General features: G+C 60.6%; 27 protein-coding genes. 18 read left to right on the top strand and 9 right to left on the bottom strand.

Features of this window, described 5'->3' with window-relative positions:
* Positions 1–41 precede the first annotated feature (41 nt).
* From Q4481_RS13135 to Q4481_RS13095, 9 genes are all read left to right on the top strand, one after another.
* Complete coding sequence (locus Q4481_RS13135; RefSeq protein ID WP_304376827.1) at positions 42–3,026, top strand: 2-oxoglutarate dehydrogenase E1 component; 2,985 nt, start codon at positions 42–44, stop codon at positions 3,024–3,026.
* A 9-nt stretch (positions 3,027–3,035) separates the two neighbouring features.
* Complete coding sequence (locus tag Q4481_RS13130; protein WP_304376826.1) at positions 3,036–3,332, top strand: YciI family protein; 297 nt, start codon at positions 3,036–3,038, stop codon at positions 3,330–3,332.
* Positions 3,333–3,379: 47 nt separating this feature from the next.
* Complete coding sequence (odhB, locus tag Q4481_RS13125; protein ID WP_304376825.1) at positions 3,380–4,600, top strand: 2-oxoglutarate dehydrogenase complex dihydrolipoyllysine-residue succinyltransferase; 1,221 nt, start codon at positions 3,380–3,382, stop codon at positions 4,598–4,600.
* 63 nt (positions 4,601–4,663) lie between these two features.
* Positions 4,664–5,050 (top strand): MAPEG family protein, encoded by a 387-nt coding sequence (locus tag Q4481_RS13120; RefSeq protein WP_304376824.1) that lies wholly within the window; start codon positions 4,664–4,666, stop codon positions 5,048–5,050.
* A gap of 17 nt (positions 5,051–5,067) precedes the next feature.
* Positions 5,068–5,712 carry a LysE family transporter gene (locus Q4481_RS13115; protein ID WP_377353777.1) on the top strand — a complete coding sequence of 215 codons (645 nt, stop codon included), beginning with the start codon at positions 5,068–5,070 and terminating at the stop codon, positions 5,710–5,712.
* Positions 5,713–5,715: 3 nt separating this feature from the next.
* Positions 5,716–6,216 carry a hypothetical protein gene (locus Q4481_RS13110; protein ID WP_304376823.1) on the top strand — a complete coding sequence of 167 codons (501 nt, stop codon included), beginning with the start codon at positions 5,716–5,718 and terminating at the stop codon, positions 6,214–6,216.
* A gap of 25 nt (positions 6,217–6,241) precedes the next feature.
* Positions 6,242–7,648 (top strand): dihydrolipoyl dehydrogenase, encoded by a 1,407-nt coding sequence (gene lpdA / locus Q4481_RS13105; RefSeq protein ID WP_304376822.1) that lies wholly within the window; start codon positions 6,242–6,244, stop codon positions 7,646–7,648.
* A 120-nt stretch (positions 7,649–7,768) separates the two neighbouring features.
* Complete coding sequence (locus Q4481_RS13100) at positions 7,769–8,263, top strand: cytochrome b (protein ID WP_304376821.1); 495 nt, start codon at positions 7,769–7,771, stop codon at positions 8,261–8,263.
* A 64-nt stretch (positions 8,264–8,327) separates the two neighbouring features.
* Entirely contained in the window at positions 8,328–8,810 is a 483-nt protein-coding gene (locus Q4481_RS13095; RefSeq protein WP_304376820.1) for a DUF2867 domain-containing protein, read from the top strand.
* Here Q4481_RS13095 and Q4481_RS13090 read toward each other — a convergent pair.
* The 7 genes from Q4481_RS13090 to tsaD form a co-directional block, all read right to left on the bottom strand.
* Positions 8,786–9,883, bottom strand: coding sequence for a TraB/GumN family protein (locus Q4481_RS13090; RefSeq protein ID WP_304376819.1), 1,098 nt, complete (start codon positions 9,881–9,883; stop codon positions 8,786–8,788). The two genes, Q4481_RS13095 and Q4481_RS13090, sit on opposite strands and share 25 nt — an antisense overlap.
* Positions 9,884–9,953: 70 nt before the next feature.
* A complete protein-coding gene (locus Q4481_RS13085) occupies positions 9,954–10,892 on the bottom strand; it encodes a tyrosine recombinase XerC (protein ID WP_304376818.1) in 939 nt (312 codons plus the stop codon).
* A gap of 74 nt (positions 10,893–10,966) precedes the next feature.
* Positions 10,967–11,614, bottom strand: coding sequence for a class I SAM-dependent methyltransferase (locus Q4481_RS13080; protein ID WP_304376817.1), 648 nt, complete (start codon positions 11,612–11,614; stop codon positions 10,967–10,969).
* A 7-nt stretch (positions 11,615–11,621) separates the two neighbouring features.
* On the bottom strand, positions 11,622–12,050 hold the full coding sequence (locus Q4481_RS13075) for an EVE domain-containing protein (RefSeq protein WP_304376816.1): 429 nt from the start codon (positions 12,048–12,050) through the stop codon (positions 11,622–11,624).
* Positions 12,051–12,344: a YciI-like protein gene (locus Q4481_RS13070; RefSeq protein WP_304376954.1), complete on the bottom strand. Its 294-nt coding sequence runs from the start codon at positions 12,342–12,344 to the stop codon at positions 12,051–12,053.
* An 11-nt stretch (positions 12,345–12,355) separates the two neighbouring features.
* Positions 12,356–13,339 carry an NAD(P)H-dependent glycerol-3-phosphate dehydrogenase gene (locus Q4481_RS13065; protein ID WP_304376815.1) on the bottom strand — a complete coding sequence of 328 codons (984 nt, stop codon included), beginning with the start codon at positions 13,337–13,339 and terminating at the stop codon, positions 12,356–12,358.
* Entirely contained in the window at positions 13,336–14,433 is a 1,098-nt protein-coding gene (gene tsaD, locus Q4481_RS13060) for a tRNA (adenosine(37)-N6)-threonylcarbamoyltransferase complex transferase subunit TsaD (protein WP_304376953.1), read from the bottom strand. The genes Q4481_RS13065 and tsaD overlap by 4 nt, the downstream gene beginning before the upstream one ends.
* A gap of 72 nt (positions 14,434–14,505) precedes the next feature.
* Here tsaD and hemC point away from each other — a divergent pair, with 72 nt between their 5' ends.
* The 6 genes from hemC to Q4481_RS13030 all read left to right on the top strand — a co-directional run bounded on the left by hemC (position 14,506) and on the right by Q4481_RS13030 (position 20,223).
* On the top strand, positions 14,506–15,435 hold the full coding sequence (hemC, locus tag Q4481_RS13055; protein WP_304376814.1) for a hydroxymethylbilane synthase: 930 nt from the start codon (positions 14,506–14,508) through the stop codon (positions 15,433–15,435).
* 3 nt (positions 15,436–15,438) lie between these two features.
* Entirely contained in the window at positions 15,439–16,164 is a 726-nt protein-coding gene (locus Q4481_RS13050) for a uroporphyrinogen-III synthase (RefSeq protein WP_304376813.1), read from the top strand.
* A gap of 83 nt (positions 16,165–16,247) precedes the next feature.
* The gene (locus Q4481_RS13045) at positions 16,248–17,423 is read left to right on the top strand and encodes a COG4223 family protein (RefSeq protein ID WP_304376812.1); all 1,176 of its coding nucleotides are present in this window, start codon (positions 16,248–16,250) and stop codon (positions 17,421–17,423) included.
* A 10-nt stretch (positions 17,424–17,433) separates the two neighbouring features.
* On the top strand, positions 17,434–19,002 hold the full coding sequence (locus Q4481_RS13040; RefSeq protein WP_304376811.1) for a heme biosynthesis protein HemY: 1,569 nt from the start codon (positions 17,434–17,436) through the stop codon (positions 19,000–19,002).
* A gap of 25 nt (positions 19,003–19,027) precedes the next feature.
* Entirely contained in the window at positions 19,028–19,492 is a 465-nt protein-coding gene (locus Q4481_RS13035; protein ID WP_304376810.1) for a tellurite resistance TerB family protein, read from the top strand.
* Positions 19,492–20,223, top strand: a complete 732-nt coding sequence (locus tag Q4481_RS13030; protein WP_304376809.1) for a glutamine amidotransferase — start codon at positions 19,492–19,494, stop codon at positions 20,221–20,223. Before Q4481_RS13035 ends, Q4481_RS13030 begins: the two co-directional genes overlap by 1 nt.
* On the opposite strand, the gene Q4481_RS13025 is transcribed toward Q4481_RS13030, so the two are convergent.
* The gene (locus Q4481_RS13025) at positions 20,212–21,456 is read right to left on the bottom strand and encodes an MFS transporter (RefSeq protein ID WP_304376808.1); all 1,245 of its coding nucleotides are present in this window, start codon (positions 21,454–21,456) and stop codon (positions 20,212–20,214) included. The genes Q4481_RS13030 and Q4481_RS13025 overlap by 12 nt on opposite strands.
* A gap of 153 nt (positions 21,457–21,609) precedes the next feature.
* Between Q4481_RS13025 and Q4481_RS13020 the strand changes: the two genes are divergently transcribed.
* Positions 21,610–21,900, top strand: a complete 291-nt coding sequence (locus tag Q4481_RS13020) for a YggT family protein (RefSeq protein ID WP_377353769.1) — start codon at positions 21,610–21,612, stop codon at positions 21,898–21,900.
* The gene (locus tag Q4481_RS13015; RefSeq protein ID WP_304376807.1) at positions 21,893–22,195 is read left to right on the top strand and encodes a DUF167 family protein; all 303 of its coding nucleotides are present in this window, start codon (positions 21,893–21,895) and stop codon (positions 22,193–22,195) included. The genes Q4481_RS13020 and Q4481_RS13015 overlap by 8 nt, the downstream gene beginning before the upstream one ends.
* 5 nt (positions 22,196–22,200) lie before the next feature.
* Here Q4481_RS13015 and ppa read toward each other — a convergent pair whose 3' ends face one another.
* The gene (gene ppa, locus Q4481_RS13010) at positions 22,201–22,734 is read right to left on the bottom strand and encodes an inorganic diphosphatase (protein WP_304376806.1); all 534 of its coding nucleotides are present in this window, start codon (positions 22,732–22,734) and stop codon (positions 22,201–22,203) included.
* Positions 22,735–22,895: 161 nt separating this feature from the next.
* Between ppa and Q4481_RS13005 the strand changes: the two genes are divergently transcribed.
* Positions 22,896–23,528, top strand: coding sequence for a hypothetical protein (locus Q4481_RS13005; protein ID WP_304376805.1), 633 nt, complete (start codon positions 22,896–22,898; stop codon positions 23,526–23,528).
* Positions 23,529–23,535 lie beyond the last annotated feature (7 nt).

The following is a 23,535-nucleotide window of genomic DNA, read 5'->3' as shown; positions in this document are numbered from 1 at the left end:
AACGTGACGATTGGGAGGCGGGTCCGAACCCGCAAGGATATATGGCAAGGCAAGAGGCCAATCAGCAATTTCTGGCGACGTCCTTCCTCGATGGATCGAACGCGCATTATATCGAACAGCTTTATGCCCGCTTCCAGGATGATCCCGCCTCCGTGAACCCGGAATGGCAGGATTTCTTCCGGGCATTGCAGGACAATCCTTCCGATGTCGCAAAGGCCGCCAACGGCGCCTCCTGGCAGAAGAAGCACTGGCCCCTGAGCGCCAATGGCGAACTTGTCAACGCGCTCGATGGCGACTGGCCGGTGGTCGAGAAGGCCGTGTCCAAGAAGATCGAGGTCAAGGCCGAAGCGGCAGGCAAGCCGATGAGCCCGCTCGAAATCCAGCAGGCCGCACGCGATTCCGTCCGTGCCATCATGATGATCCGCGCCTATCGCATGCGCGGCCATCTGCATGCCAATCTCGACCCGCTCGGCCTTGCCGATCCGGTCGACGATTACAACGAACTTTCGCCGGCTAACTATGGCTTCACCGAAGCCGATTATGACCGCAAGATCTTCATCGATCACGTGCTCGGCCTCGAATATGCGACCGTGCGCCAGATGATCGACATCCTGAAGCGCACCTATTGCGGTAATATTGGCGTCGAGTTCATGCATATCTCGGACCCGGAAGCCAAGGCCTGGATCCAGGAACGCATCGAAGGCCCCGACAAGGGCGTCGAATTCACCGCCAACGGCAAGAAGGCCATCCTCTCCAAGCTGATCGAGGCGGAAGGTTTCGAACAGTTCATCGATGTCAAGTACAAGGGCACCAAGCGCTTTGGTCTCGATGGCGGCGAATCGCTGATTCCGGCGCTCGAACAGATCATCAAGCGCGGCGGGTCCGAAGGGCTCGAGGAAATCGTGCTCGGCATGGCCCATCGTGGCCGCCTGAACGTTCTGACCAACGTGATGGGCAAGCCGCACCGCGCCGTCTTCCACGAGTTCAAGGGCGGCTCCTATGCCCCTGACGATGTCGAAGGCTCGGGTGACGTGAAGTACCATCTTGGCGCCTCCTCGGACCGTGAATTCGACGGCAACAAGGTACACCTGTCGCTGACGGCCAATCCCTCGCATCTCGAAATCGTCGATCCGGTGGTCATGGGCAAGGCGCGCGCCAAGCAGGACCAGCTCGCCAAGGTCTGGGAAGGCGACATCATTCCGCTGCGCGAGCGCGTCAAGGTGCTGCCGCTGCTGCTGCACGGAGATGCCGCCTTTGCCGGCCAGGGCGTGATTGCCGAAATTCTCGGCCTGTCGGGCCTGCGTGGTCACCGTGTGGCCGGCACGATGCATTTCATCATCAACAACCAGATCGGCTTCACCACCAACCCGCATTTCTCGCGCTCGTCGCCCTATCCGTCCGACGTCGCCAAGATGATCGAAGCGCCGATCTTCCACGTCAACGGCGACGATCCCGAAGCGGTGGTCTATGCCGCCAAGGTGGCCACCGAATTCCGGATGAAGTTCCACAAGCCGGTCGTCATCGACATGTTCTGCTACCGTCGCTTCGGCCACAATGAAGGCGACGAACCGTCCTTCACCCAGCCGAAGATGTACAAGGTGATCCGCAGCCACAAGACCGTGGTACAGCTCTATGGCGAGCGGCTGATTGCCGAAGGCCTGATCACCCAGGGCGAACTCGAGAAGATGAAGGCCGATTGGCGCGCCCATCTCGAACAGGAGTTCGAGGCTGGCCAGACCTACAAGCCCAACAAGGCCGATTGGCTCGATGGTCTGTGGTCGGGTCTGAGGACCGCCGACAATGCCGACGAACAGCGTCGCGGCAAGACGGCGGTTCCGATGAAGGGGCTCAAGGATCTCGGCAAGAAGCTGTCGACGATCCCCGAAGGCTTCAAGGCGCACAAGACGATCCAGCGTTTCATGGACAACCGTGCCCAGATGATCGAAACCGGCGAAGGGATCGATTGGGCCATGGCCGAGGCACTTGCCTTCGGTTCGCTCTGCCTTGACGGTCACAAGATCCGCCTGTCCGGCCAGGATTGCGAGCGCGGTACCTTCTCGCAGCGCCACTCGGTCCTCTATGACCAGGAAACCGAAGAGCGTTACATTCCGCTTGCCAATCTCTCGCCGACCCAGGCGAAGTATGAAGTCATCAACTCCATGCTTTCCGAAGAGGCGGTGCTCGGCTTCGAATATGGCTATTCGCTGGCGCGTCCGAATGCGCTGACGCTCTGGGAAGCCCAGTTCGGCGATTTCGCCAACGGTGCCCAGGTTGTGTTCGACCAGTTCATCTCGTCGGGTGAACGCAAGTGGCTGCGCATGTCCGGTCTCGTCTGCCTGCTGCCGCATGGTTACGAAGGCCAGGGCCCGGAACACTCGTCCGCCCGTCTTGAGCGCTTCCTGCAGCTTTGTGCGGAAGACAATATGCAGGTTGCCAACTGCACGACGCCGGCGAACTACTTCCACATCCTGCGCCGACAGATGAAGCGCGACTTCCGCAAGCCGCTGATCCTGATGACGCCGAAGTCGCTTCTGCGCCACAAGCGTGCCGTCTCGAGCCTTTCGGAAATGGCGGGCGAAAGCTCGTTCCATCGTCTTCTCTGGGACGATGCCGAAGTGATCAAGGACGGCCCGATCAAGCTGCAGAAGGATGCGAAGATCCGTCGCGTCGTCATGTGCACGGGCAAGGTCTATTACGATCTGCTCGAAGAGCGCGAAAAGCGCGGCATCGACGATGTCTACCTGCTGCGCATCGAACAGCTCTATCCGTTCCCGGCCAAGGCACTGATCAACGAGCTCTCCCGTTTCCGTCAGGCCGAAATGGTCTGGTGCCAGGAAGAGCCCAAGAACATGGGGGCATGGTCCTTCATCGATCCGTACCTCGAATGGGTGCTGGCCCATATCGACGCCAAGTACCAGCGTGTCCGCTATACCGGACGCCCGGCAGCAGCTTCTCCGGCAACCGGCCTGATGTCCAAGCATCTGGCCCAGCTCCAGGCCTTCCTGGAAGACGCACTCGGAGGCTGACGCCGAACGATGGCCTATTTCCATCTCAAGCTCGTTGCACCCAGGCCAAGCTTTCCCTTCGACACCACCGCGGCGGAGGGAACGGCAATGGGAGAGCACCAGATCTACTGGGAAGAGCTTGCAGAGCGGAAGATTGCCATTGCCGTGGGACCGGTCTTCGATCCGAAGGGGCCTTTCGGGATGGCGATCGTCGAGGCTGAAAATGAGGCGGAGGCCGAGGCTCTTGGCGCCGCCGATCCCGTGATCATGGCGGATCTGGGCTTCCGTTACGAAACGGCACCCATTCCATCGCTCATTCTCCGGTGAAGCTGACCGGAAACAACCGCAACATTCAACTTCAGGACTTCACGCACATGGCAACCGAAATCCGCGTTCCGACCCTCGGAGAATCCGTCAGCGAAGCCACGATCGGTACCTGGTTCAAGAAAGTCGGCGATGCCGTCAAGGCCGACGAAATTCTCTGTGAGCTCGAAACCGACAAGGTAACTGTCGAGGTACCGGCACCCGCTTCCGGCGTGCTTTCCGAAATCACCGCCCAGGCGGGCGACACCGTCGCTCCGGGCGGCCTGCTCGGCCAGATCGCTGAATCCGGCGCAGCCGTTGCTGCCTCGGCCGCTCCGGCTGCCGCCAAGGTGGAAGCCGCTCCTGCTGCACCCGCCGTTGCGGCTGGTTCGGCCTCCTCCATGCCGCCGGCACCGGCTGCAGCTAAGCTGATGGCAGACGCCAACCTTGCCGCCGGCTCCGTCGATGGCTCGGGCAAGCGCGGCCAGGTTCTGAAGGAAGATGTGCTCGCCGCCATCGCCAAGGGCCCGGTGGTTGCCGCACCTGCTGCCGCTCCGGCGTCGGTTCGTGCACCGTCGAGCGCCGATGATTCGGTTCGCGAAGAACGCGTCCGTATGACAAAGGTACGCCAGACCATCGCGCGTCGCCTCAAGGACGCCCAGAATACCGCTGCCATGCTGACCACCTATAACGAGGTCGACATGAGCGCGGTCATGGACCTGCGCAACCGCTACAAGGATATTTTCGAGAAGAAGCACGGCGTCAAGCTCGGCTTCATGGGCTTCTTCACCAAGGCTGTGACCCACGCCCTGAAGGAACTGCCGGCGGTCAATGCCGAAATCGACGGCACCGACATCATCTACAAGAACTATTGCCATATCGGCGTCGCCGTCGGCACCGACAAGGGCCTCGTGGTTCCGGTCGTCCGTGATGCCGACCAGATGTCGATCGCGGGAATCGAAAAGGAAATCGGTCGCCTCGGCAAGGTTGCCCGCGATGGCCAGCTTTCGATGGCCGACATGCAGGGCGGCACCTTCACCATCTCCAACGGTGGCGTTTATGGTTCGCTGATGTCGTCGCCGATCCTCAATGCGCCGCAGTCGGGCATTCTCGGCATGCACAAGATCCAGGAGCGCCCCGTGGTCGTCGGCGGCCAGATCGTGATCCGTCCGATGATGTATCTGGCGCTGAGCTACGATCACCGCATCGTCGACGGCAAGGAAGCGGTAACCTTCCTCGTGCGCGTCAAGGAAAGCCTTGAGGATCCGGAACGCCTGGTCCTGGATCTCTGATAAGCAAAGCCAGGCAAGGCCGCGTCAACCGCGGCCTTGCTCATTCCACCATCGGGATACGTCATGACGATTGAATTATATTGCCTCCTGTTCAGCACGGTTCTGGGCTTTCTGCATGTGATGACACAGGTCGTCACCCAGGCACGCGAACGCAAGACGCCTTATGATCCCAATCGTGACAATCCGGTCGTACTGGGCCTCTATGGTGGCCGGGCCCAGCGGGCGCTGCAAAATTTCCTCGAAACCTATCCGCTGTTCATTGCAGCCATCGTGGTGCTGACATTCGTTGAGGAAGAAGGCTTCATAAGCAATCTTGGTGCCATGCTTTATCTTGGCGCCAGAACGGCCTATCTTCCGCTCTATATTGCCGGTCTCGGACCAATCCGGTCGATCGCCTGGGGTCTGTCGCTCCTCGGCCTTGTCCTTTTGTTCCTGACGCCGCTTGTCTGATCGAGATTGGGACCGCCATGGATCTGTCGCGTTACGCCTTTGAACTGATGTCGCTGATGGCGATTTTCTCCTTCGCCATCGTCTCGCCGGGTGCGGATCTTGCGATGGTCATCCGCCAGTCGATCACCCATGGCCGCAAGGCAGCCGTGATCACCAGTTTCGGCATCGGCACATCGCTGATGTTCCATGTAACCTACACGATCCTGGGCTTGGGCCTCGTCATTTCGCAGTCGATCCTGCTCTTCAACATCATCAAATGGTGCGGCGTCGCTTACCTGATCTATATCGGCATCGCCTCGTTGCGCGCCGGATCCGTCGATGTCGAGGCCGGAAACGAAATGACAGCCGGCAGCCGCGACCAGTCACCTCTCAAATCCTTCGGCCTCGGCTTCATGGCCAATGCGCTCAATCCCAAGCCGGTCTTCTTCTTCCTGTCGGTCTTTTCGGCTGTCGTCAGCCATGAAACGCCCGGTCTCGTGAAGTTCGGCTACGGAATGGTCATGGCGTCGGCGCTGATTGCCTGGTTCGTCGGCGTCTCCTATTTCATGACGACGCCAGCGATGCGGGCTGCATTCGGCCGCATGAGCAAGTGGATCAACCGCGCAAGCGGCGTCGTTTTCATCGGCTTCGGCCTCAAGCTGGCGACCGAAAAGGCAGGCTGAACGATGCTGAGGGCTCTGGCAGCTTTGCTCATCGCATCAAGCGTCCTGCCGGCGCAGGCAGCCAGTTGCCGTCAGGAACATGCCGTCTATCGCGATTCCGACAATGCCTATGAACTCGCCTTCGAGCCGGTCGATTCTGAAGCCTCTTCTTCCAGCCATCGTTTCACGCTGAAGGTTTTGAACAAGCCGGTCGTGCTCGAGGGCTACGTGCTGCCGTCCGAGCCGGTCAACCGGCCAAACGGCATGATCTTCTACAATTGCCCGGAAGGCGACGTGACGGGGGCGGATCTTGCCGCCTGCACCGTGTGGCAGGGCGTGATCTATGCGCATTACGATGCCCATATCGATCTTCTGCCACCGCAAGGGTCCGCAGCTGCGGCCCAGATTCTCCTGCCAGGCTTCGGACCGTCCGTTCGGGCCTCGAACGTCTGGGGTAAAGACAAGGCGATGGTTGTCCCCTGGGACGTGCTGACGCTGAAAGACTGCAACAAGATGGCGGGATAATCCGCCCAACTATCGGGACAATAAAATGGCTTATGATTTGATCGTGATCGGTAGCGGCCCGGGCGGCTATGTCTGTGCGGTGAAGGCGGCCCAGCTTGGTCTCAAGACGGCCGTTGTCGAAAAGCGCGCTACTTACGGCGGTACCTGCCTCAATGTCGGCTGCATTCCGTCCAAGGCGCTGCTGCATGCCTCCGAAATGTATGCCCATGTCGCCCATGGCATGGATTCCCTCGGCGTCGAGGTGGCAGCACCCAAGCTCAATCTCGGCAAGATGATGGGCCACAAGGATGCCGTGGTGAAATCGAATGTCGATGGCGTCGCCTATCTGTTCAAGAAGAACAAGATCGATGCCTTTCAGGGCACCGGCAAGGTGCTCGGTCAGGGCAAGGTGGCCGTGACCGGCGACGATGGCAAGGTGACCGAACTCGAAGCCAAGAGCATCGTCATTGCCACGGGTTCCGATGTTGCCGGCATTCCCGGCCTCTCTGTCGATATCGACGAGAAGGTCATCGTTTCCTCGACCGGCGCGATCGCGCTCGACAAGGTGCCGGAGAAGCTGGTCGTCGTCGGTGGCGGTGTCATCGGCCTCGAACTCGGCTCGGTCTGGAACCGTCTCGGCTCCAAGGTAACCGTGGTCGAATATCTCGACACCATTCTTGGTGGCATGGATGGCGAGGTTTCCAAACAGTTCCAGCGCATGCTCGCCAAACAGGGCATCGATTTCAAGCTCGGCGCCAAGGTGACCGGCGTCGAAAAGGCCGGCAATGGCGCCAAGGTCACGTTCGAGCCGGTCAAGGGCGGTGAAGCCGTCACGCTCGATGCCGATGTCGTTCTGGTGGCAACCGGCCGCAAGCCCTTCACCGAAGGCCTCGGCCTTGCCGAAGCCGGCGTGGTTCTTGATAACCGTGGCCGCGTCGAGGTCGATGCCCATTACCAGACCTCGGTCGCCGGCATCTTCGCGATCGGCGACGTCATCAAGGGGCCAATGCTCGCCCACAAAGCCGAAGATGAGGGTGTGGCGCTGGCCGAGATCCTCGCCGGCCAGCATGGCCATGTGAATTACAACGTCATTCCCGGCGTTGTTTACACCCAGCCGGAAGTGGCGTCGGTCGGCAAGACCGAAGAAGAGCTCAAGGCCGCCGGCATCGCTTACAAGGCCGGCAAGTTCCCCTTCACGGCCAACGGCCGCGCCCGCGCGATGGAAGCCACCGAAGGTTTCGTCAAGGTCCTCGCCGACGCGGCGACCGACCGCGTGCTCGGTGTCCATATCATTGGCTTCGGCGCCGGTGAGATGATCCACGAAGCAGCCGTGCTGATGGAGTTCGGTGGCTCCTCGGAGGATCTCGGCCGCACCTGCCACGCCCATCCGACCATGTCGGAAGCGGTCAAGGAAGCCGCCCTCGGTACCTTCTTCAAACCGATCCACATGTAACCGGCTAAAATCGGCCGCAACGTAAAATTCGGTAAAGTTTCGAAGCGCGCCCTGTTATCCAAGGCGCGCTTCGTCTATTCTGGAGTCATCCCATTATCTACTTGATAAAAGGCAATTAAAATGGCTCCGCTCTCCTACTCCATCCCGCAGCGCATCGTGCATTGGCTGACTGTTCTTCTCGTCTTCTTCAACCTGCTCCTGCCGGGACAAATCGAGCGTGTGGCTGACCTTCTGGGCGGCGGCAAGGTTCCGACGCCGGAAGAGTGGAGCTCGGCCAATCTTCACATCTATTCCGGCTTTGCCATTCTCGCGCTCACGGTCATTCGCCTGATCCTGCGGGCGGTTCAGGGTGCTCCGGCCGCGCCGGCCGATGAGCCGGCCATTTTCAAGCTGATCGCCAAAGCTGTTCACGGCCTCATCTATCTGCTGCTTTTCACCATGCCGCTTTCGGGTATCGCCAAGTTCTATTTCCATGTCGATGTTGCCGGTTTCGTCCATGGCGGTCCGATGAAGCTGCTTCTCTGGATCATGCTCGTGGCCCATATCGGCGCGGCGCTGGTGCACAAGTTCTACTGGAAGACCGACGTCATGGACCGCATGACCAAGGGCGTCTGATCAGCGGCAGATACCGGAATCGAAGGCCGGTGGCTCGCCACCGGCCATTTCCATGAGGCCTGAGATGCTTCCAGAAACACAAGCGTTCGTGAACGATGCCGATTGGCGGGACCGCTTCGAAGCGGAACTGACATCGCCGGATCTGACGGCCAACGAGATTGCCGTCATGCTTCTGGCCAACCCGCCTGGCTGGATCCAGGGGCTGATGCGCCTGCGCAATGCCGTGGTAACGCTTGTGGGTCTGAAAACGGTGAGGATGGCGGCAGGGGCAAGCGTCGGCGGCTTTCCTGTCGTCGAACAGTCACCCAGCCATATCGTGCTTGGCTTTGACGACAAGCATCTTGATTTTCGGATCATCGTCGATGTCTTCGAGGATGATCCGAACAAAAAATCCTTCGGCGTTTCGACCTATGTCCGACGTCACAATCTGCTTGGCCACATCTATATGATGTTTGTGGCGCCGTTTCACCGCCGGATCGTGCCGGCCACCATGCGTCCGGTCGGGCGCAACATTCACCCCGTTCAGAAGATCGGCGTCACCGTATAGCCCTGCTTGCGCAGCAGCGCGACCAGACCCTCATCACCGATGAGGTGCAGAGCACCGACAGCCATGAACACATCCCCCTTGGCGAGCGTTTTCGCTGCCCGGTCCGCCATATTGTGATTGCGTTCGGTGATCAGCTTCTGTTCGAAAAGCGCCATGTCTTTCAGATCGGAAGCTCCCTTTTCGGGCGCGAAATAGGCTGCAGCCGGAAAAACGAGACCGATCTCGCCCCGCAGATAAAGTCCGAGCGTGGTCTCCATCATGTCGGCGGTGTAATCCGGATAGCGGGCGGCTGCGACCAGAGACCGGACATGGAATTCGATCGGCAGGCTGTTCATCGCCTCGATCTGCTCGGCCAGCGTTTCGAGCCCCACAACTTTCTTGCCGGCCTTGGCTGCATCCTTGGCCAGTTTCATGTCGAGGAAGGCCGCACCACCGTTCTTGCGGGCGATCTCGCAGGTTGAGAGCGAGACCATCGAGGACAGGACCCAGGGCTTGAACTTGATCATCGAGGCGAAGGAGACGCCACGCTTGCCGAGCGTTTCGGAGACGACCTTCTGATCCTCCGCCGACATGTGATCCTTCAGCGTTTCGGAACCCATGAAGAACATCAGGCCCGGCTTTGCCATCAGCCTTGCCGACGCCGTCTTCTGGTCAAGGATCTCATCCGATTCGAGAATGATCGTCGACGATTTGCGATAGGCCGCCTTGGCCGCGTCAGGCAGATTGGTTACACGCGGGTCGGAAAGGTGGAAGGTCCCAAGCAACCAGTCGGGAGATTGCCCCGGCTTTTCGAGTTTCCAGAATCGTGCCTGCGCATTGGCGATCTTGTTACCTTCGACACGCAATTTGGCATATTCGGACGGATTGTTCTTCTCGAGTTCTGCCATCCGGTCACGCGCACCGCAGGCGAGATCGTCGGCGGCCTGCGCCGGCGTAGCGCTCGCAAGCACAAGAGCGAACCAAAGAAACGCCAACACATGCAGAAATGCGATGAAACCCATGGCCCAGCGTGCCAGCCTGTCAGCCGGCAGTTCCCGGATCGGGTTCGGCGAAAGTGAGGCAGCGTGGGTCATGAAAACTCCGAAATGAATGATCGCGCGAAACCATAGGATCAAGCCGCTCACATTCCCTTAACCAGCATGGTTAACCGGCGCGGGGATGGGCACGTTCGAAGGCATCGAGCAGGCGTTTTGCATCGACACCGGTATAGACCTGGGTGGTCGAAAGACTCGCATGGCCAAGCAGTTCCTGAATGGCGCGCAGATCGCCGCCAGCGGAAAGCAGGTGCGTGGCGAAAGAATGGCGCAGAGCATGCGGCGTCGCATTGTCCGGCAGGCCGAGCGCCGAGCGCATGCGCTGCATTTCACGCTGGATGATGGCCGGCTGCAGCGGTCCACCGCGAGCGCCGAGAAAGAGCGGCTGATCGGCCGCGATCGCATAGGGGCAGGACTTGCGATAGTCCGAAACAGCCTCGACGGCGGCCTCGAGAAGCGGCACGATGCGGGTCTTGCCACCCTTACCGGTGATGCGCAGAGTGCGCGCGCCCGGCGGAAAATCCGCCGGCGTCAGGCCGAGCGCTTCGGAAATGCGCAGGCCCGATCCATAGAGCAGGGTGAGAACCGCGGCATTGCGCGCGGCAATCCATGGCTCCTCCGCCAACTGTCCGAGGTCGGATGTCACAAGCAAGGCCTGTTCCGAGCTGAGTGGCTTGGGCAGGCTTTTGGGTTGTTTCGGCGTGCGCACGGCGCGGGCACCGGTGGCATTGGCGAGGCCCTTTCGCTCGAGATAGCGCAGGAAGGAGCGGATGCCCGCCATGCCGCGGCCGAGTGTCCGCGCTTCCACCCCTTCCCTGCGACGGGAGGCGAGAAAGGCGCGCAAACCGGCAGGCCGCAAGGCGCTGAGATCGCTCAATCTGGCCGGGCCACCGGCATGCGCCGTGAGAAAATGAAGAAACTGTCGCGTATCGCGCTCGTAGGCCTCAACCGTCAGAGGCGAAAGGCGACGCTCGCCGGCGATCGCATCGAGCCATGCCTGTCGCTCGGCCATCAGGTCCGGGCTTGCGATGATGAGAAGTTCGTTCATGGCATTCTCCTTGCGCCGGAGAGTGCCACAGGCTGGTTAGCAATGGCTGAAGGCCGTGCTATCGACGCTAGGTATCAGCCCAGGAATTCCCAGACGATGGTCTTCTTGACCTCGGAATCCTCAAGCGCCCGGGTAACCGGTACCATGTAAGTCGCAAGCGGCTGCATGCGGTCGCGCGGACAATAGGAGCGTCCGGGATCGCCCACGATCACCCGCATGCCGCTGGCCCGCAGGGCGGTGAACCAGGGAATCAGCGCATTGGCAAAGGACTGGTCATAGAAGACATCGCCAGCCAGCAGCACATCGCCTGCAACCATCGTCCCGACGATATTGGCGGACGTAAAGCCGATCGCAACATCGTTCAGCTTCGCATTGAGCCGGATCGCGGTTTCGGTCCAGGGATCGATATCGGCGGCCAGAACGTTTCCCGCGCCCGCCTTCATTGCCGCGATCGCCACCAGACCGGACCCGGAGGCGAAATCGACCACCTTGCGACCCTGGACAATCTCGGGATGATCGAGAACGAACCGGGCCAGACCCTGCCCTCCCGCCCAGGCAAAGGCCCAGAAGGGCGGCGGCAGGCCGATCTCTTCCAGTTCCTCCTCGGTCTTCAGCCAGAGATCATGCGCCTCATCGGCGAGATGGAGCGCAATCTCGGGCACATGCGGCGGCCGAAGCACGCCGGTATTGGCGAGGATGAAGGTTTCGGGATCGGTTTTCACGGGTGGCTCATTTGGGTGGATTATCGAGCCCGCCCATACGGCATACCTCGAGATATTCGTCTTCGGTGACGGGTTGCACGGAGAGCCGCATCGACTTCACCAGGGACATTTCCGACAGGGCCGGATTGGCCTTGACGTCGGCAAGGGTGACTGGCTTCGGCATGTCGCAAACCGCCCGGATATCCACACATTCCCAGGTCGGGTTGTTGGCCGTGGAATCGGGATGGGCCAGCGCACAGACTTCAACGATACCAACGACGGCAAGGCCTTCGTTGGAATGATAGAAGAAGCCCTTGTCGCCGATCTGCATGGCCCGCATGTTGTTGCGGGCCTGGTAATTGCGGACCCCGTCCCATTCCTGGCCGGCGGCACCCTTGGCCTTCTGCATGTCCCAGGAAAACTTGAACGGTTCGGATTTGAACAGCCAATAGGCCATTTACGCCTCCGGCTTGTTGAAGACCCAGTTCCAGGCACGAACCTCCACGGAGGCGAACAGGCCGGCCTTGGCGTAGGGATCGGCATCGGCAATCGCCTTGGCAGCCTCGATCGTCTCGGCCTCGACCACCACCAGGCTGCCGTTCGGCTTGCCTTCGCCATCGAGGAACGGGCCGGCAAATTTCAGAGTACCGGCTGCGTTCAGGCCGTTGAGATAGTCGACATGGACCGGGCGGGTATCGAGCCGCAACTGAAGCGCACCGGGCTTGTCCTGGCAGATCATGGCATAGAGCACGGGAGTTCCTTTCATTCTGTGGTGATAGGGCGTGTCATGAGCGAGGTGATGGCGGTCCGCACATCCATGCGTCCGTCGATGATGGATGCAACCGCGTGGGTGATCGGCATGTCGATGCCGCGTTCGCCGGCGATCCGTTCGGCAATCGCGGCGGTAAAGGCGCCTTCGACGAGTTCGCCGGTCGAAAGCCCGGCATGGCCGGTCCGACCGGTCTCGATGCCGAAACGAAGGTTGCGCGACTGGTGGCTCGTGGCCGTGAGCACCAGATCGCCGAGGCCGGACAATCCCTTGACCGTCTCCGCCTGGCCCCCGAGCCCGGCCACGAAGCGCGACAGTTCCGCAAGGCCGCGCGAAATCAGCGCAGCGCGCGCGGAATCGCCAAGGCCCGCGCCTTCCACGATGCCGCAGGCAATCGCCAGCACATTCTTGAGCGCGCCGCCCAGCTGGACGCCGATCCGGTCGGTCGAGGGATAGAGCCGGAAACTCGGCCCCGAAATAGCATGCGCAATCCGCTCGGCTTCGCGGTGATCGGCCGAAGCCACCACCATTGCCGTCGGCAGGCCCTTTGCAATGTCAGCTGCAAATCCCGGTCCGGAAAGAACCGAGATCGCATGGTTCGGCAGTTCTTCTTCCAGCACATGGGTGAGGAGGCGGCCACTCTCCTTCTCGATCCCCTTGGCGCAGGTGACGATCAGTTGCGCGGAATGCAGACGCGGAGACAGCATCCGGGAAGCCTCGCGATGCGCCTGGCTCGGCATGGCAAAGAGCACGATCGAGGCCTCTTCCAGAACGCTCGCCTCTGTCGTGTAACGAATGCCGGAAGGAAGCGTGATCCCGGGGAGATTGCGAGAATTTGTCCCGGTTTCTGAAAGTATCCGGGCCTGCTCGGTCGACCGGCACAGAAGCGTTACTTCAGCCTTTCCCGAAATGGCCGTCGCCGCCGCAAGCGCGGTTCCGAAGGCACCCGAGCCGGCGACAACGATCCGTTCCTTCATGCCTTGGCTCCCCGCTTGCCCGATCCGAGCAGCGTGGCGGCATTCTCATCGAGCGGCCAGCGGGACCGCGGCGCGACATCAAGACCGTCAGCTGGTAGGCCGAGCGCCAGTCGCTCAAGCCCGGCCCAGGCAATCATCGCGGCATTGTCGGTGCAAAGCGCCATCGGCGGTGCGATGAAGGCGAACCGGTTCGCCGCACAGATGGTTTCGAGCGTCGAGCGGATCTCGGCATTGGCGGCTACGCCACCCGCAACCACGAGCGTCGGCTTTTCGACGCTTTTACCGAACCGCTCATGAAAGCGGGCAAGACCGCGACTGATCCGGTCCTTCATCGTTCGAGAAACAGCATTCTGGAACGAGGCGCAGATATCGGCGATATCCTGTTCGCTGACCGGTGCGATCGCCTCTGCCGCCTGCCGGACCGCAGTCTTGAGACCGGAAAAGGAGAAATCGAGACGCGCCTCACCCACCATCGGGCGCGGAAAGGCAAACCGTTCCGCATTGCCGGTCCGTGCGGCTCGCTCGACGGCAGGACCGCCGGGATAGGGCAGGCCGAGCAGCTTTGCTGTCTTGTCGAAGGCCTCGCCCAGGGCATCATCGATCGTCGTACCCCAGCGTTCGTAGTCGCCAACGCCCTTGACGAGAATGAGCTGGGTATGGCCGCCCGAGACCAGCAGCAGCAGATAGGGAAAGGCAAGCCCGTGCGTCAGCCGCGCCGTCAGCGCATGGCCCTCGAGATGGTTGATCGCATAGAGCGGTTTTTCCGTCGCCATCGCAATCGCCTTGCCGGTCATCAGCCCGACCAGCAGGCCGCCGATCAGGCCCGGACCTGACGTCGCCGCGATCGCATCGACATCCGAAAGCCGCATCGAGGAGCGATGCAGCGCCTCCACGATCAGACCATCAAGGGCTTCGACATGGGCGCGTGCGGCAATCTCCGGCACCACGCCGCCGTAAACCGAATGTTCATCGAGTTGCGAAAGAACGACATCGGCAAGGATCCGCCCTTCGCCGTTTTCGTCCCGTTCGACGATCGAAGCGGCTGTTTCGTCACAGCTCGTTTCTAGTCCGAGAATTCGAAGAACCGGCACGATGGGACCTTTTGCCTGATTGCGGTGGACAGGAAAGATGATTACTTGGAAGCCAAGTACAACGGATTGAGGCGAATGCAAACAAAAGCTTTCAGAATCGGTACGCGCGGAAGCCCTCTCGCTCTGGCTCAGGCCTATGAAACGCGCGATCGCCTGATTGCTGCGCATGGCCTTTCTGCGGACGATTTCGAGATCGTGGTTCTCTCCACCAAAGGCGACCGGATCACCGACCGGCCGCTCGCCGAAATTGGCGGCAAGGGTCTCTTCACCGCTGAACTGGAAGAGATGCTGATCTCGGGTGAACTCGATTTCGCCGTCCATTCCTCGAAGGATATGGCGACTGCCCTGCCGGCTGGACTTGAAATTGCCGCCTACCTGCCGCGCGAAGATGTGCGCGATGCTTTTGTCGGTAGCACGGCAGCAAACCTCCTGGATCTTCCGGAGGGTGCGATGGTCGGAACCGCCTCGCTCCGTCGCCAGGCCCTGGTGCGCAAATTGCGGCCGGACCTGCAGGTGAAGATCTTTCGCGGCCTCGTCGACACACGCCTGCGCAAGCTTGCCGAAGGCGATGCCGATGCGACGCTTTTGGCCTATGCCGGGCTGAAGCGGCTCGGCAAACCGGATGTTGCAACCGAAATCCTCGATCCCGACCTGTTCCCGCCAGCGCCGGCCCAGGGCGCGATCTGCATCGAGGCGCGCATCGGCGACGCACGAATCGGCGAACTGCTGGCGCCGATCAATCACGCGGACACATTCGTCGCCGTTTCTTGCGAACGGGCGTTCCTCTCGGTGCTCGACGGATCCTGCCGCACGCCGATTGCCGGTCGCGCGACGGTTGATGGCGAACGCCTGCATTTCTACGGCATGATTCTGACGCCCGATGGACAGGAAAGCCACGATATCCGTCTGGACGGCACAATCGCTGACGCGGCTGCCCTTGGCGCCCGTGCCGGGCAGGACATCAAGAACAAGGCCGGCCCTCAATTCTTCACCAACTGGCGGTGACCGATGCGTGTCCTGATCACCCGACCGGAACAGCAGGCCCGCAAGACCGCAAGCAAGCTTGCAGCGCTCGGGCATGATCCGGTTCTGTTTCCGCTCTTTGCGCCGGAGCATGATACCGACGCAGCCCGAACGGCACTTTCCAATCCGCATGATGCGATCGCGTTGACATCAGCGGAGGCCGTGCGCTGTCTCGTCAAGCTTGGCGAGGCGCTCGATGCGCATTTCGACATTCCGGTGTTCGTGGTTGGGCGTCAGACCGCAGAGGCGGCCGAACAGGCCGGTTTTCGCCGCGTCCTGACAGCCGGTGGCAACGGTCAGGTTCTGGGCGATCTGATCGCCAACTATTTCCGGGCCCGACGAGAACAGTCGGTCACTGTGCTCTATCTTGCCGGACATCGCAGATCGGGAGGCCTCGAAGGTGCACTCGAAGGCCACGGCCTATCGCATGTTACCGTCCCGATCTACGACATGAGACCGGTGGACTATTCTCTCGAGGAACAGCAGGCTGTTCTCGTCAACAGGCCGGTGGATGCTGTCTTTCTGTTTTCGCGCGAGAACGGACGCCGTTTCTTCGAGCTCGACATCTTCAAGCACAGCCGCGAACCGTTGAAGAGAACCCTGTTTTTTTGCCTCAGCCGCAATATCGCCGAGTCTGTTCCCGAGGAATACAAGCATTCAACGCTCGTCAGCGCCAATCCCGACGAGGATGAACTGATCGATCTTCTGTGATGCGGCCGTGTCGCAGAAAAACCTTGCGGCCATGCTCCATCGGGCTAAGGTCGCAGTGAAAACCGAGAAGAAAGAGGAATTCCATGGAACCGGCAGATCCGACCCGCCATTCCAAGACCAGGCCAGAGCCGGTCACGATCGACCTGGCAGCCGAGGAGGTCAAGGACAGTCCGGCAAGTGAAGCCGAAGGCACGGAAGAGGATGTAACGGCCTCCAACAGTGGTGAAGCCGAAAGCGTCGTGACACCGGCCGAGCCTCCTTCCGAACAGCCGCGTTCGCCTGCAGCGGAAAATGTCAGCGTCAAGTCCGGCCACGGCAGCCTGTCGCTGGTTGCGGCCGGCCTCATCGGTGGCTTGATCGTGCTGGGTGGAGCCGCAAGTCTGCAATATTGGGGTGTGTTGCCGGCACTTGGTCGCGATGACGCCGACGCAAAATTGATGGCGATGACGGCGGATGTCGAATCGCTGCGTGCGCAACTGTCGACCCTTGCCAGCGCCAAGCCGGAAGTTGACCTCGGACCGATCAACGAGAAACTCGCCACTCTTGAGAAGAAGGCGGCGGACATGCCGCTGGCCAACGGCCTGTCTGCCGATGCGGATGCGCGCATTTCTGCGATTGCCCAACAGGTGACAGACACAGCCGCCAGGATCGACAGCGGATTTGAGAAGGCGGAAACCGCCCGCGCGGCACTCGAACTGAAGCTCGAAGCGCTCGAGAAGAAGGTCAATGCCCCGCGGGACGATGTGGCGGTGGCCGTGGCGATTGCCGCAGCCGGACTGAAGGCCGCAATCGATCGCGGTGGCCCGTTCCTCGCCGAACTCGACACGCTCGCGGGCATCAGCCCGGATGATCCGGTAGTCAAGGAGTTGCAGACCTACGCCGCTGTCGGCGTTCCGTCGCGCTCGCAACTGATCGGCCAGTTCCCGACCGTCGCCGATACGATCCTTGCTTCCCTCGTCGAGGAGGATCCGAACCAGAGCCTCACCGACCGGTTGATGGAAAGCGCCTTTTCGGCGATCAAGGTCCGCCCCGTGGGCAATGTCGAAGGGGAAGGACCCGGCTCCGTGGTCGCCCGCATGGAGCGCAAGCTGCAGGACGGCGACCTGAAGGGAGCCGCGCTCGAATGGGATACGCTGCCCGAGAAGGGCAAGGCTGCCTCCTCGAGCTACAAGAAATCGCTCGATGCACGCATTAAGGTCGAGGAGCTGGTTGGGTCGACCCTGTCCCGCGCCGTCTCCAAGACCGGCAATGCAGGGTAAGGAACAGACGATGATCCGGATTATAGCTTTCCTCGCTGTCGTCGTTCTTCTTGGAGCCGGTTTCTCCTGGCTCGCGGACCGACCAGGCGAACTCTTCATCATCTGGCAGGGCCAGCGCGTTGAAATGACGCTGATGGTTGCTGCCGTGCTGGTTGTCGGCCTGATCGCCATCGTCATGTTCGGATGGTGGATCGTCCGCTCGATCTGGACGTCGCCGCAATCGATCTCGCGTTACTTCCGCGCCCGCAAGCGCGATCGCGGCTATCAGGCGCTGTCGACCGGCCTGATCGCCGTCGGTTCAGGTGACGCACCGCTGGCACGCAAGATGCTCGATCGCACCAAAGGCCTGCTGCGCGCCGAAACAGAACCTCTCGTCCTGCTGCTCGATGCCCAGGCCTGCCTGATCGAGGGCCGCACCGACGAAGCGCGCCAGAAGTTCGAGAGAATGGCGGAAGATCCGGAAACCCGCGAATTGGGTCTGCGCGGCCTCTATCTCGAAGCCATTCGGCTGGGCGCCCATGAGGCGGCACGGCACTATGCTGAAAAAGCCGTCGAAAAGGCACCGCACCTGCCCTGGGCTGCAGAGGCAACGCTGGAATATCGGGTTCAGGCGGGTCGTTTCGACGATGCGATCCGGCTTCTGGAAACCCAGCGTGTCCTCAACGGCATGGATCGCAAACAGCATGACCGCAAGAAGGCCGTTCTCTTGACCGGCCGCGGCCTGTCGAAGTTCGAGACCGATCCGAAAGGAGCCCGCGAAGACGCGGTGCAGGCCCTGAAGCTCGATCCGACGCTCATCCCGGCAGCCACTCTTGCCGCCAAGGCCTATCTGCGTGAGAACAATCTTCGCAAGGCCCAGAACGTGCTGGAAGCAGCCTACAAGCTCAACCCGCAGATGGAGCTGGCGACCGCCTATGCCCATGCGGGCGGCGGCACCTCGCTTGAGCGCCTGCGTCGGACCGAAAAACTCGAAGCAATGCGTCCTGACGCATATGAAACTCTCTATACGGTCGCGGCCGCAGCACTCGATGCACGCGATTTCATCAAGGCGCGCGCCAAGGCGGAAATGGCGGCCCGCATCGATCCGCGGGAAAGTATCTATCTGTTGATGGCCGATATCGAGGAAGCCCAGACGGGTGATCAGGGCCGCGTTCGCTACTGGTTGGCCCTGGCATTGCGCGCCGAACGCGATCCCGAATGGGTGGCCGATGGCCAGGTCTCCGCCCATTGGCTGCCGATTTCCCCCATCACAGGCCGGCTTGACGCTTTCGAATGGAAGAAAGCCTATGCTCCGGTCGCAGGTCGCCTTGAAGATGGAACGACAGCAACCGCAGCCGATGCCTTCGGTGCGCTTCCCGATGTTTCCGCACCCGCCGAGGATGCCGAAGAAGCCGAAATACCGACACCTGTCGCCACTGTTGCAGTGGTAGAGCCGGTTACTGCTCCGGCCAAACCGGCTACGGTCACACCAGTGGAAGCCGCTGTAGAACCGGTTCCCTTCTTCGGCCGACCACCGGACGATCCCGGCGTGAAGAAGCAAACCGCAGAAACGCCTTCGAACGGCTTCAAACTGTTCTGATCGAAACCCGGGCCGGGAGGCTGTTATGTTCGAAAAGTTGATGGCCTTCCTAGGTTCGCTTGGCGCCGAGGCCGAAAAGCCCGATCAGACGGATGACCCATCGGTTGCCGTGGTCGCGCTTGCGCTGAGCGTTATCAATGCCGACGGCGTTGTCGATCCCAAGGAGCGCCAGGTTCTCGAAGATGTGATCCGGGCGCGTTTCAATCTCAGCAAGGTGGAATTCGAGGCGAAGCTTGCGGCTGCCGAGCGCGCAGAGGAGCGAGCGGTCGATCTCTATCATTTCACCTCGCGGCTGAACCGTTCGCTGGACGAGCGCCAGAAAACCGAGTTTATTGGCATGCTGTGGCAGATCGTTCATGCCGACAACGATCGCAACGAACTGGAAGACCATCTGATCTGGCGGATCGCCGAACTGATCGGCGTTTCCGGACGCGACCGGGTGACGCGCCGGATGGATGCGGACAAGAATAGCAACGACCAAGAGAACTGATGCCGGACAAGACCGCGAGCCTCGCCGAAGACGACAGACCCGTCCTGATCATCCTTCATCAGGAAACATCGACGCCGGGCCGTGCGGGCCAGATGCTGCTCGAGAAAGGCTATCGCCTCGATATCCGCCGCCCGGTACTGGGCGAGCCTCTGCCCGATACGCTTCAAAACCATGCAGGCGCCATCATCTTCGGCGGCCCGATGAGCGCCAACGACCCTGAACCCTATGTGAAGGCGGAGATTGACTGGATCTCGGTACCTCTGTCTGAAAACCGGCCCTTCCTTGGCATCTGTCTCGGCGCCCAGATGCTGGTGAAGAACCTGGGCGGCAAGGTTGAGGGCCATGCCGAAGGTCTTACGGAAATCGGCTGGTATCCGATCGAGGCGACCGAGGAAGGCAAGGGACTGATCGAATGGCCTTCGATGGTCTACCACTTTCATCGCGAAGGGTTCGATCTGCCGGCCGGGGCGCGCCTTCTGGCCCGCGGCGATACCTACGAGAACCAGGCGATCCGCTATGGTGACAATGCCTGGGGCATCCAGTTCCACGGTGAGCTCACACGCGCGATGATGCATCGCTGGGTCGTGCGCGGCGCTCACCGTTTCGAACTGCCCAATGCCCAGACGGGTGATCGGCATCTGGAAGGGCGCATGCTGCATGATGCCCCCTTGCGCAACTGGATGTCGGAGATGCTGGATCTGGTATTTCGCCGTCCAGCTTCAGCGGGCTAAGCTCTCCGGCACATCCAGCGTATCGATCTTGCGCAACGATGGGAACATGCCCGCCCAGGCGATCGAGACCAGCAGGGTGCCGATACCACCGATCACCACGGCCGGAACGGCACCAACGATCGAGGCCATCGAGCCGGCGCGGAATTCGCCAAGCTCGTTTGAGGCACCAATAAAGACCATGTTGACGGCGCTGACGCGTCCGCGCACCTCATCCGGCGTCCAGAGCGCAATCAGCGTTTCGCGCACATAAACCGAGATCATGTCCCCGGCTCCCATCACGATCAGGGCCGCAATGGAGAGCCAGGTCGTATTCGACAGGCCGAAGACCAGCGTGGCGAGGCCGAATATGCCGACGCCGATGAACATGATCGCTCCGGAATGGTGGCGGATCGGAAAACTTGCAAGATAAAGCGCCATCGCGATGGCACCAATGCCTGGCGCTGCGCGAAGAAGCCCGAGGCCGAGCGGACCCAGAACGAGAATCTCCGATGCAAAGATCGGCATCAGAGCAACCGCTCCACCCAGAAGCACGGCAAAGAGATCCAGCGAGATCGCGCCGAGAACCACCTTTTCCGAGCGGATGAACTTGAAGCCGGCCAGCACATAGGCAAGGCTTTTCGGCTCGCTTGCGGTGCGCTGGGCAGGCTTGGGAATGAAAAAGACAAGAATGGCGCCGGCCGCCATGAAGGCGAGTGCAACCGAATAGGCCCAGACAGGTCCGAGCCCGTAAAGGAGGCCGCCGGCGACCGGGCCGGTGATGGATGCGGTCTGCCAGGAGGACGCATTCCAGGCGAATGAATTCGGCAGATCCTTTTCCGGCACCAGATTGGGCGCGAGCGATTGCACCGCCGGGCCCATGAAGGCACGCTCGATGCCGAAGACAGTCAGAATGCCGAACACGAGAAGCGGCGAGAAGAGATCGCCGATCGTGACGAACAACAGGGCAGCCGAGCAGAGAGCACTGACAATCAGGCAGATGGAAACAATCCTGCGCCGGTTATAGCGATCGGTGATCGTGCCGGTGACGAGAAAAAGCAGGAGCGAGGGCAGGAACTGCACGAGCCCGATCAGGCCGAGATACCAGGCACTTTTCGTTTCGTCATACATCTGCCAGCCGACCGACACCGAGATGATCTGGGTGGCGAAGGCGGCCAGGAAACGGGCGAAGAAGAAAAGGGTGTAGGATCGATGGCGAAAAGCAGCGAACCGGTCATCCGCCGTTTTAAAATTCATGTTCATTACTTTCGTGGATGGTTTGCGCGTTAAGTATGAAACAGGTCTCATCATCGGCGCTCTTGCCCCATAAAGAGCCAATGATTACATCTCTGTCAATGTCAAATCCCTGCCGGTGCGCCGATCCGCGGCAACTGGTTCTCGAGGAAACCCATGCTGATCGTCATTCTGTCCACGCTGAACTTCATCATCAATATCGTCTGGTTCATCATCATCGCCTCGGCCATCTTTTCCTGGCTCTATGCGTTCAACGTGATCAACACGCGCAACCAGTTCGTCAACCAGATTGGCAGCGCGCTTTACGCGGTTACCGAACCGCTCTACCGGCCGATCCGTCGTTTCATGCCCAACCTCAATGGCCTTGACCTGTCGCCGCTTGTCGTTCTGGTCATTCTGTTCTTCCTGCAGCAGGTGATCGCCCAGGTCGCCATGAATTATGGCTGAGACCGCATCCTTTCGGCTAGCATTGCGGCTGACCCCGAACGGTGGCCGCGACAGCCTGGATGGATTCGAACTTGACGAGAATGGCGAGCGCTATCTGAAGGCGCGCGTCACCGCCGTGCCGGAGGATGGCAAGGCGAACAAGGCACTCGTCGCCCTGCTTTCGAAAAAGCTCAAACTGCCGAAATCGGCAATCTCGATCGTTTCCGGCGAAACGTCGAGAAAGAAAATCCTCCGGATCGATGCCGACCCGGAGGATGTATTTGAGCGTTTGCGATCCCTCGTCGGGGATGGCTGAAGCGCTTACTTCTGCGCCTTGTAGCGCTCGACAGCCTCGACGATCAGCTTCTTGGCAACGTCGACATTCTGCCAGCCACCGATCTTGACCCACTTGCCGGGCTCAAGATCCTTGTAGTGCTCGAAGAAATGCTCGATCTGCTTGAGCGTGATCTCCGGCAGATCCGAATAGTTCTCGATCTTGTCGTAGCGACGGGTCAGCTTCGGAACCGGCACGGCGATGATCTTCTCATCCTTGCCGCCATCGTCTTCCATTATCATCACGCCGATCGGACGGACATTGATGACGCAGCCCGGCACCAGCGGACGGGTGTTGGCGATCAGAACGTCAATCGGATCACCATCTTCAGACAGGGTGTGCGGCACGAAACCGTAGTTCCCCGGATAGGTCATCGGGGTGTAAAGGAAACGGTCGACGATCAGGGCGCCGGCTTCCTTGTCCATTTCGTACTTGATGGGATGGCCGCCAACGGGAACTTCCACGATGACGTTGACATCTTCAGGGGGGTTCTTGCCGACGGAAATGGCGTCGATACGCATGCTGTGCCTCCGGGTGCATGATTTTGCACCGCAATAATCGAATTCACCCGCGCTGACAACCGATGTTTTCGAACTAGCCCTGCGCCCTTGGTCGAAGCTGCCGCGCAATGTAAGGAATAAGACCGAAGAGCCGAACGTTTCCGCATGAGGAGGACCTGACCATGATGCGATTGCGACCCGCCGTTCCCGCCTTGATACTGCTTCTGGCTTCCTTCGCTTCCACACAGGCAGCGGAAAGCACCTATACCGATCTCGATCTCGACAAATGCGAGACGCTGGCCCAGGGCTCACCGGACGAACCGGGTGGCGACTGGATTTCGCTCAAATGCGGCGGCTACAGGAACTATCCGGTCTATTTCGACGAGGGAGACCTGCGCCAGAGCGTCTATTTCGGCCATCTGAGCCAGAAGATCCTCGATGAGGCTAATGAAACCTTCGGTCCTTTCAATCATGTCGGCAAAAAGGTCGAGTGGCGCATCGGCGCCAACGGAAAGCCCTATGCTGCCATCCTTCGTTTCTTCATCGAGAATGTCGATGAAAACAGCGGCATGCCGACCAAGGCAAGCGAAGGTCAGGTTCTGGTGATCTCACGCGTCGGCCAGCCGGAGGACAAGACCGGTTGTGTGGTGGGCTATGTCGATGCGCTCGCCAATCCCGATGCCAATATTCTCGCCCGCGGCATCGCAGACGAGATGGCAGCGGGCTTTCGCTGCGGTCGCGACAAGCCGGATTATCATGGCGTGAAGGGCCCGAAAGCCGGCGAGCCGGCCTATGTGTTTCCGACGCAGGATTGAAACTGGA

It is taken from the genome of Fluviirhizobium alvei (genome assembly GCF_030551875.1).
Lineage (GTDB): Bacteria > Pseudomonadota > Alphaproteobacteria > Rhizobiales > Rhizobiaceae > Rhizobium_E > Rhizobium_E alvei.
Note: the sequence above shows the minus strand (reverse complement) of the source record. Positions and strands in the feature narration are given on the sequence as shown.

Coding starts and splice junctions, on each gene's coding strand:
- Q4481_RS13135 (WP_304376827.1), top strand. CDS start 42: ATGGCAAGGCAAGAGGCCAATCAGCAATTTCTGGCGACGTCCTTCCTC.
- Q4481_RS13130 (WP_304376826.1), top strand. CDS start 3,036: ATGGCCTATTTCCATCTCAAGCTCGTTGCACCCAGGCCAAGCTTTCCC.
- odhB (WP_304376825.1), top strand. CDS start 3,380: ATGGCAACCGAAATCCGCGTTCCGACCCTCGGAGAATCCGTCAGCGAA.
- Q4481_RS13120 (WP_304376824.1), top strand. CDS start 4,664: ATGACGATTGAATTATATTGCCTCCTGTTCAGCACGGTTCTGGGCTTT.
- Q4481_RS13115 (WP_377353777.1), top strand. CDS start 5,068: ATGGATCTGTCGCGTTACGCCTTTGAACTGATGTCGCTGATGGCGATT.
- Q4481_RS13110 (WP_304376823.1), top strand. CDS start 5,716: ATGCTGAGGGCTCTGGCAGCTTTGCTCATCGCATCAAGCGTCCTGCCG.
- lpdA (WP_304376822.1), top strand. CDS start 6,242: ATGGCTTATGATTTGATCGTGATCGGTAGCGGCCCGGGCGGCTATGTC.
- Q4481_RS13100 (WP_304376821.1), top strand. CDS start 7,769: ATGGCTCCGCTCTCCTACTCCATCCCGCAGCGCATCGTGCATTGGCTG.
- Q4481_RS13095 (WP_304376820.1), top strand. CDS start 8,328: ATGCTTCCAGAAACACAAGCGTTCGTGAACGATGCCGATTGGCGGGAC.
- Q4481_RS13090 (WP_304376819.1), bottom strand. CDS start 9,883: ATGACCCACGCTGCCTCACTTTCGCCGAACCCGATCCGGGAACTGCCG.
- Q4481_RS13085 (WP_304376818.1), bottom strand. CDS start 10,892: ATGAACGAACTTCTCATCATCGCAAGCCCGGACCTGATGGCCGAGCGA.
- Q4481_RS13075 (WP_304376816.1), bottom strand. CDS start 12,050: ATGGCCTATTGGCTGTTCAAATCCGAACCGTTCAAGTTTTCCTGGGAC.
- Q4481_RS13065 (WP_304376815.1), bottom strand. CDS start 13,339: ATGAAGGAACGGATCGTTGTCGCCGGCTCGGGTGCCTTCGGAACCGCG.
- hemC (WP_304376814.1), top strand. CDS start 14,506: ATGCAAACAAAAGCTTTCAGAATCGGTACGCGCGGAAGCCCTCTCGCT.
- Q4481_RS13050 (WP_304376813.1), top strand. CDS start 15,439: ATGCGTGTCCTGATCACCCGACCGGAACAGCAGGCCCGCAAGACCGCA.
- Q4481_RS13045 (WP_304376812.1), top strand. CDS start 16,248: ATGGAACCGGCAGATCCGACCCGCCATTCCAAGACCAGGCCAGAGCCG.
- Q4481_RS13040 (WP_304376811.1), top strand. CDS start 17,434: ATGATCCGGATTATAGCTTTCCTCGCTGTCGTCGTTCTTCTTGGAGCC.
- Q4481_RS13035 (WP_304376810.1), top strand. CDS start 19,028: ATGTTCGAAAAGTTGATGGCCTTCCTAGGTTCGCTTGGCGCCGAGGCC.
- Q4481_RS13030 (WP_304376809.1), top strand. CDS start 19,492: ATGCCGGACAAGACCGCGAGCCTCGCCGAAGACGACAGACCCGTCCTG.
- Q4481_RS13025 (WP_304376808.1), bottom strand. CDS start 21,456: ATGAATTTTAAAACGGCGGATGACCGGTTCGCTGCTTTTCGCCATCGA.
- Q4481_RS13020 (WP_377353769.1), top strand. CDS start 21,610: ATGCTGATCGTCATTCTGTCCACGCTGAACTTCATCATCAATATCGTC.
- Q4481_RS13015 (WP_304376807.1), top strand. CDS start 21,893: ATGGCTGAGACCGCATCCTTTCGGCTAGCATTGCGGCTGACCCCGAAC.
- ppa (WP_304376806.1), bottom strand. CDS start 22,734: ATGCGTATCGACGCCATTTCCGTCGGCAAGAACCCCCCTGAAGATGTC.
- Q4481_RS13005 (WP_304376805.1), top strand. CDS start 22,896: ATGATGCGATTGCGACCCGCCGTTCCCGCCTTGATACTGCTTCTGGCT.